General features: G+C 71.1%; 7 protein-coding genes. 4 read left to right on the top strand and 3 right to left on the bottom strand.

Going from position 1 to position 6,123, the window contains the following annotated elements; genetic code table 11:
• Window positions 1–1,097 (bottom strand): exodeoxyribonuclease VII large subunit (gene xseA, locus G3573_RS19220; protein WP_163263296.1); only part of this gene is annotated, 1,097 nt, incomplete at its 3' end.
• A gap of 69 nt (window positions 1,098–1,166) precedes the next feature.
• On the opposite strand from xseA, the gene G3573_RS19215 reads away from it, so the two are divergent.
• Entirely contained in the window at window positions 1,167–1,439 is a 273-nt protein-coding gene (locus G3573_RS19215) for a hypothetical protein (RefSeq protein ID WP_163263295.1), read from the top strand.
• A gap of 44 nt (window positions 1,440–1,483) precedes the next feature.
• Window positions 1,484–2,767: a phosphoribosylamine--glycine ligase gene (purD, locus tag G3573_RS19210; RefSeq protein WP_163263294.1), complete on the top strand. Its 1,284-nt coding sequence runs from the start codon at window positions 1,484–1,486 to the stop codon at window positions 2,765–2,767.
• 7 nt (window positions 2,768–2,774) lie between these two features.
• On the opposite strand, the gene G3573_RS19205 is transcribed toward purD, so the two are convergent.
• On the bottom strand, window positions 2,775–3,482 hold the full coding sequence (locus G3573_RS19205; RefSeq protein WP_163263293.1) for a murein L,D-transpeptidase catalytic domain-containing protein: 708 nt from the start codon (window positions 3,480–3,482) through the stop codon (window positions 2,775–2,777).
• Between the two features lie 122 nt (window positions 3,483–3,604).
• Between G3573_RS19205 and G3573_RS19200 the strand changes: the two genes are divergently transcribed.
• Both G3573_RS19200 and G3573_RS19195 read left to right on the top strand, forming a co-directional pair.
• The gene (locus G3573_RS19200; RefSeq protein ID WP_163263292.1) at window positions 3,605–4,900 is read left to right on the top strand and encodes an amidohydrolase family protein; all 1,296 of its coding nucleotides are present in this window, start codon (window positions 3,605–3,607) and stop codon (window positions 4,898–4,900) included.
• 284 nt (window positions 4,901–5,184) lie between these two features.
• Entirely contained in the window at window positions 5,185–5,679 is a 495-nt protein-coding gene (locus tag G3573_RS19195; protein WP_205598369.1) for an Hsp20/alpha crystallin family protein, read from the top strand.
• Between the two features lie 3 nt (window positions 5,680–5,682).
• Here G3573_RS19195 and G3573_RS19190 read toward each other — a convergent pair.
• A partial coding sequence (locus tag G3573_RS19190; RefSeq protein ID WP_163263290.1) for a tetraacyldisaccharide 4'-kinase occupies window positions 5,683–6,123 on the bottom strand: 441 nt, incomplete at its 5' end.

Here is a 6,123-nt window from a genome sequence, read left to right as displayed (position 1 = left end):
GGCGTCAGGCGCGAGGCCCAGCGCAGCAGGTCGCGCTCGTGGGCGGCGGTGTTGCGCTCGAGCGCCGAGGCCAGGCGGCCGGCGACCAGGTCGAAGCGCTGGCTGGCCATGGCCAGCAGGTCGGCCGGGCGCGGCAGGCCGCGGGCGGCGGCGTTCAGCCGGTGACGACGGTCCTCCAGCGTGCGCGCGGCGCTGCGCATCAGCCGGCGCTCGTAGTCGGCGGTGGCGGCCTTCAGCTCGGCCAGCACGGGCGTGGCCATCTCGGCGGCCCCGGTCGGCGTCGGCGCGCGGCGGTCGGAGACGTAGTCGATTAGGGTGGTGTCGGTCTCGTGCCCGACGGCCGAGATCAGGGGGATGCGTCCTTCGGAGACCGTGCGGGCCAGGGCCTCGTCGTTGAACGGCCACAGGTCCTCGATCGAGCCGCCGCCGCGGGCGACGATCAGCACGTCCGGGCGCGGCACCGTGCCGCCGGTCGCCGGCAGGGCGTTGAAGCCGCGCACGGCGGCGGCCACCTGGGCTGCGGCCTGGTCGCCCTGCACGATCACCGGCCAGACCACCACCCGGCAGGGCCAGCGGTCGCGGATGCGGTGCAGGATGTCGCGGATCACCGCGCCGGTCGGGCTGGTGATCACCCCGATGGTGGCGGGCATGCGCGGCAGCGGCCGCTTGCGCTCGGCGGCGAACAGGCCCTCGCCGTGCAGCTTGGCCTTCAGCCGCTCCAGCTGGGCCAGGAGCGCGCCCATGCCGGCGTGCTCCATGGTCTCGATGACGAGCTGGTACTTGGACGAGGCCGGGAAGGTGGTGATCCGCCCGGTGACGATCACCTCCAGCCCCTGCTCGGGCTGGGCCTTCAGCCCGCGCACCTGGCCCTTCCAGATCACCCCGTCGATGGCGGCGCGCTCGTCCTTGATCGACAGGTAGACGTGGCCGGACGAGTGGCGGGTCACCTTCGACAGTTCGCCGCGCAAGCGCACGAAGCCGTAGGCGTCCTCCAGCGTGCGCTTCAGCGCCATCGCCAGTTCGGACACCGAGTAGGCGGGCGCGTTGCCTTCGTTCTTTGGGCCTTCGTTCTGCGGGGCTGAATCGACCAGGGACATCCCCGACCTATAGCGCATCGGAACGGCGGGTCGCGCCGCTCGTTCGATCCGCGAAAGGATTGTCGCGTCATGATCCGCGTTCCGGAGCCGGTCCCCGAGCCTTCCCCGCCGCCCCATCCGCCCGCCGCGCCCGCCGAACTGCAGGCCGATCCGGCCGCCGCGCTCGCCGCCGACGAGATGGACGTGTTCGACCCGGCCGCCGGACTGAGCGCCGACGAGATGGACGCCTACGAGCCGGTCGCGCCGGCGCGGGCGCCCGAACGGCGGCTGGGGCCGGGGCTCATCCTGCTGATGGTCGGGGCGGCGCTGCTGGTTGCGCTGGCGTTCACCTTCTTGAAGTGACGGGACCGCTTGACCGCGCTCGCGACGCGGGCGAGACGCGGGGCATGAACATCCTCGTCGTCGGTTCCGGCGGCCGCGAACACGCGCTGGCCTGGAAGATCAAGCAGTCCCCGCTGGTGAAGCGCCTGGTCGTGGCGCCGGGCAATCCCGGCATGGACCAGATCGCCGAGCTGCATCCGGTCAAGGCGACCGACGTCGAAGGCCTGGTGGCGCTGGCGCGCGACATGCGCTGCGACCTGGTGGTGGTGGGGCCGGAGACGGCGCTGGAGACCGGCCTGGCCGACCGCCTGGCCGCCGTCGGCATTCCCTGCTTCGGTCCGACCGCCAAGGCCGCCCGGCTGGAGACCTCCAAGGCCTTCACCAAGGCCTTCTGCGATCGCCACAACATTCCGACCGCCGCCTACGGCGTGTTCGAGGACGAGGCGCAGGCCAAGGCCTTCCTGTCGAACTTCCAGCCGCCCTACGTGATCAAGGCCGACGGCCTGGCCGCCGGCAAGGGCGTGGCCATCTCGCCGGACCGCCGCGACGCCGAGGCCGAGATCGAGGCCCGCATCGGCGGCCGCTTCGGCGGCGGCCCGGGCTCGCGGGTGGTGATCGAGGAGTTCATGGCCGGCGAGGAAGCCTCGCTGTTCGCGCTGTGCGACGGCGAGCGCGCCCTGCTGTTCGGCGGCGCCCAGGACCACAAGCGCGCCTTCGACGGCGACGCCGGCCCTAACACCGGCGGCATGGGCACCTATTCGCCGACCTCGGCCTTCACCGACACGGTGGTCGAGGCGGCCCGCACCAAGATCGTCGAGCCGACCGTGCGCGGCATGGCGGCCGAGGGCGCGCCGTTCCGCGGCGTGCTCTACGCCGGCCTGATGATCGGCGAGGGCGGCCAGCCCCGGTTGGTCGAGTACAACACCCGCTTCGGCGACCCGGAATGCCAGGTGCTGATGATGCGCCTGAAGAGCGACATCGTCCCGTTCCTGCATGCGGCCGCGACCGGCAACCTAGCCAAGGTCGGCCAGCCGCAGTGGCGCGCGGAAGCGGCCGTGTGCGTGGTCATGGCCGCGCGCGGCTATCCCGACAGCCCGATCCCAGGCTCGGTGATCCGCGGGGCCGAGCAGGACTTTGGTCCGGACGTCACGGTCTTCCACGCCGGCACCAACCGGCGCGCCGACGGCACGCTGACGGCGGCCGGCGGGCGGGTGCTGAACGTCTGTGCGCTGGGCGCCGACTTCGCCGAAGCGCGCAACAAGGCCTATGCGGCCGTGGCCCAGATCGACTGGCCGGGCGGCTTCTACCGCACCGACATCGGCTGGCGCGAACTGGCGCGCCAGCGCTAGGTCAGGCTCAGGCGGCCGCGAACAGCAGCCGCCCCTCGCCCAGGCGCGGGCGCAGGGTCTGCAGATCGGCGCTGGCGGTGGCGAAGCAGCCGAAGCTGCGGCCCAGCTTGCCGTGCGCGTCCAGGTAGGCCGGCTCGCAGTAGTCGGCTCCGTGGACGATGATCGCCCGGGCGCGCGCGGCCGAGTTGGTCGGGTCCAGGCCTTCCAGGATGGTGTTCGGGCCGTGCTTGGCGCCCATGCCCGGGCCGCCGGTCACATAGGCCCCGACCGACGAGGCGTGCGAGTCCGCCACGTTGGAGAACAGCCGCGCGAAGCCGCTGTGGCTCGGGTCGGAACCCTGGCCGTGGGCGGTGCGGAAGCGGCGCACGTCGCCCGAGCGCATGTCCAGTTCGAACAGGCGCTGCTGGCTGGAGTGCTTGCTGAAATCGACCAGGTAGATCCGGTCGCGGTTGGTCAGGCTGCGGCCGTGCCGCTCGTAGGCTTCCAGGCCCGCCGCAAGCAGCGGCTGGCGGATCCAGCCCTTGGGATCGTAGTTGGTCTGCGCCGCGCCCACGACGTTCAGCGTCGCGCGGGCCGGAGGCAGCACGGGCGTGGTCGGGGGCGGCGGCGTCGGGGCGGCCGCCTGCAGAACCGGAGACGGGCGCCGACCGGCCGTCGCACAGGATCCGGCCAGGGCCGCACACCCCAGGATCAGTCCTCGACGCGACAGGTCCATTTACAAACTCTCGAATTAACTAAACTTTCCCCATTTGGGTGAGTCCTTGGGGCCAACGAAAGGCGCCCTTGGCGTCTGAAGCTGCGGCCTTATGCTGCACTCCACATTGTTTGGGGGGATTCATGAAGCGTCTGATCGTCGCGGCCAGCCTGGCCGCCCTCTTGGGGGCCGGCCCCGCTGCGCTGGCTCAAACTGCTCCGGCTGGAGCTAAGTTCATCCAGGTCGGTCGCCTGATGGCCGATCCGGCCACCGGCAAGGTCGAGACGAACAAGACCCTGGTGGTCGTGGACGGGAAGGTCGTGGAGATCCGCGACGGCTTCGTCGGCGAGGGCCAGGTGATCGACCTGCGCGACAGCTTCGTCCTGCCGGGCCTGATCGACAGCCACGTGCACCTGACCAGCCAGCAGGGCCCCAACGGCCGTCTGGACGAGGTCACCCAGTCCTCCGCCGACCAGGCGATCACCGGCGCGGCCTACGCCGCCAAGACCCTGCGGGCCGGCTTCACCACCGTCGCCGACCTGGGCGCCGAGAACGACGCCATCTTCGCGCTGCGCGACGGCATCAAGGCCGGCAAGGTCCCGGGCCCGCGCATCCTGGCGGCCGGCTCGGCCATCACCCCGGACGGCGGCCACGCCGACGCCCACGGCTACCGCGAGGACATCCTGCACGTGATCTCCTCGCCGACCGCCTGCTCGGGCGCCGACGAGTGCCGCAAGGCGGTGCGCATGCAGGTCAAGTACGGCGCGGACGTGATCAAGATCACCGCCACCGGCGGCGTGCTGTCCAACACCAAGGCGGGCCTGGGCCAGCAGCTGGCCGACGACGAGCTGGTCGCCATCGTGGAAGCCGCCCACTCGCTGGGCCGCCGGGTGACCGCCCACGCCCACGGCGTCGACGGCATCAACGCCGCCCTGGCCGCCGGCGTCGACTCCATCGAGCACGGCACCTTCGCCGACGCGGAGTCGTTCAGGCTCTACAAGAAGAACGGCGCCTACCTGATCCCGACCCTGATGGCCGGCGACTTCGTCACCCGCGTCGCCAACAGCCCCAACAACTTCTTCTCGGCGGCGCAGACCGCCAAGGCGCGGGAAGCCGGGCCGAAGATGCTGGACATGGCCCGCCGGGCGCACGACGCCGGGATCAAGATCGCCTTCGGCACCGACTCCGGCGTCTCGGCCCACGGCGACAACGCCCAGGAGTTCGCCCTGCTGGTGAAGGCCGGCCTCAGCCCGCTGGAGGCCATCCAGGCCGCCACCGTGCGCGCCGCCGACCACCTGCAGATCTCCGACGAGGTCGGCGCCCTGAAGCCCGGCATGGCCGCCGATCTGGTGGCGGTGAAGGGCGATCCGCTCAAGGACGTCACCGAGCTGGAGCACGTCGCCTTCGTCATGAAGGGCGGCGAAATCTACAAGAACTGAGCTGGAAAAAGGGTCGCCGCCTCGCTTGGGGGCATAGGGCGGCGACCCCATATATTTCCTGTCGCCGAGGCCTCCAGGGGGCTTCGGCGGCGGCCCCCGAGGCGACTAAAGCCTGCGGCGCCGCCGCGTCCCTTTCGGACGAGACGACACCACGACTTCGCCAGCTTCGAGCGGCTCCACTCTTTGAGAGGAGATGTGAGATGCTACGCGATCTCGCGCCCTGGACGCCTGAACGAAACCTCATCCCGCGTGGGATGGATTCCGTCCTGACGCTCAACAGGGAAATGAATCGCCTGTTCGAACGTCTGGCCCGCGACGGTTTCGACCTCGCCTATCCTGCCTACGCCTACCGGGCGGACACCGCCGCCTCGGTCTGGCCGAAGGTCGAGATCTACGAGGCTGACACCGGCTACAAGGTCAGCGCCGAACTGCCCGGAGTCGACGAAAAGGACGTCGAAGTCCTGATCGAAGACGACGGGACCCTGATGATCAGGGGCGACAAGCACGTCGAACATGAAGGCGCCGGAGCCTTCAGCGAGCGTATGTACGGGCATTTCGAACGCACCATCGCGCTCGGACCGGCCGTCGATGCGACCCGCTGCGGGGACGACTGCAAGGCGACCTTCAAGAACGGCGTCCTGACCGTCTTCATCCCGAAGGCGGCCGAGGCCTCCCAGTACCGGAAGATCCCGGTCAACGGGGCGGCCTACAAGGAAGCGGCTCCGGCCCCGCAAGGCGCGGAAGCCGAAACGGCCGCGCCGCTCCGTAAGGCGGCGTGACCGTCAAGCCGGCGGCGAAATCTCCGCAAGGAGCGCCTTCGCCGCCGGTTCGTCGTCGAAGCGCGCGCGGATACGCCAGGGGCTCACCCGCGCGCGCCAGTGGGACGGCAGACGCACCCAATCCTTTTCCGTCGTCACCAGGCCCGCGCCCGACGCCTGCGCGCGTTCAGCCAGGCGCGTGAGCGTATCCTCGTCATAGGCGGCGTGGTCGGGGAAGGGCTCGAAGGCGACCAGCTCAGCGCCGGCGGCCGTGATCGCACGCTCGAACTTCCAGGGCTTGGCGATGCCGGCGAAGCCGACCAGCGGCCCGGGCGGCGGCGGGGCGGCCTGCTCCAGGCGGGCGACCAGCACCGGCTTGCCGGCGAACACCGCCAGCAGCTCCGGGTCGGGCGCGGCCAGGTCGGCCGGCAGCAGCACGATCACCGCGTCGGCGCGGGCCAGGCC

The organism is Caulobacter sp. 17J65-9 (assembly GCF_010975005.1).
GTDB lineage: Bacteria > Pseudomonadota > Alphaproteobacteria > Caulobacterales > Caulobacteraceae > 17J80-11.
This window is presented reverse-complemented; position numbering and strand designations above follow the sequence as displayed.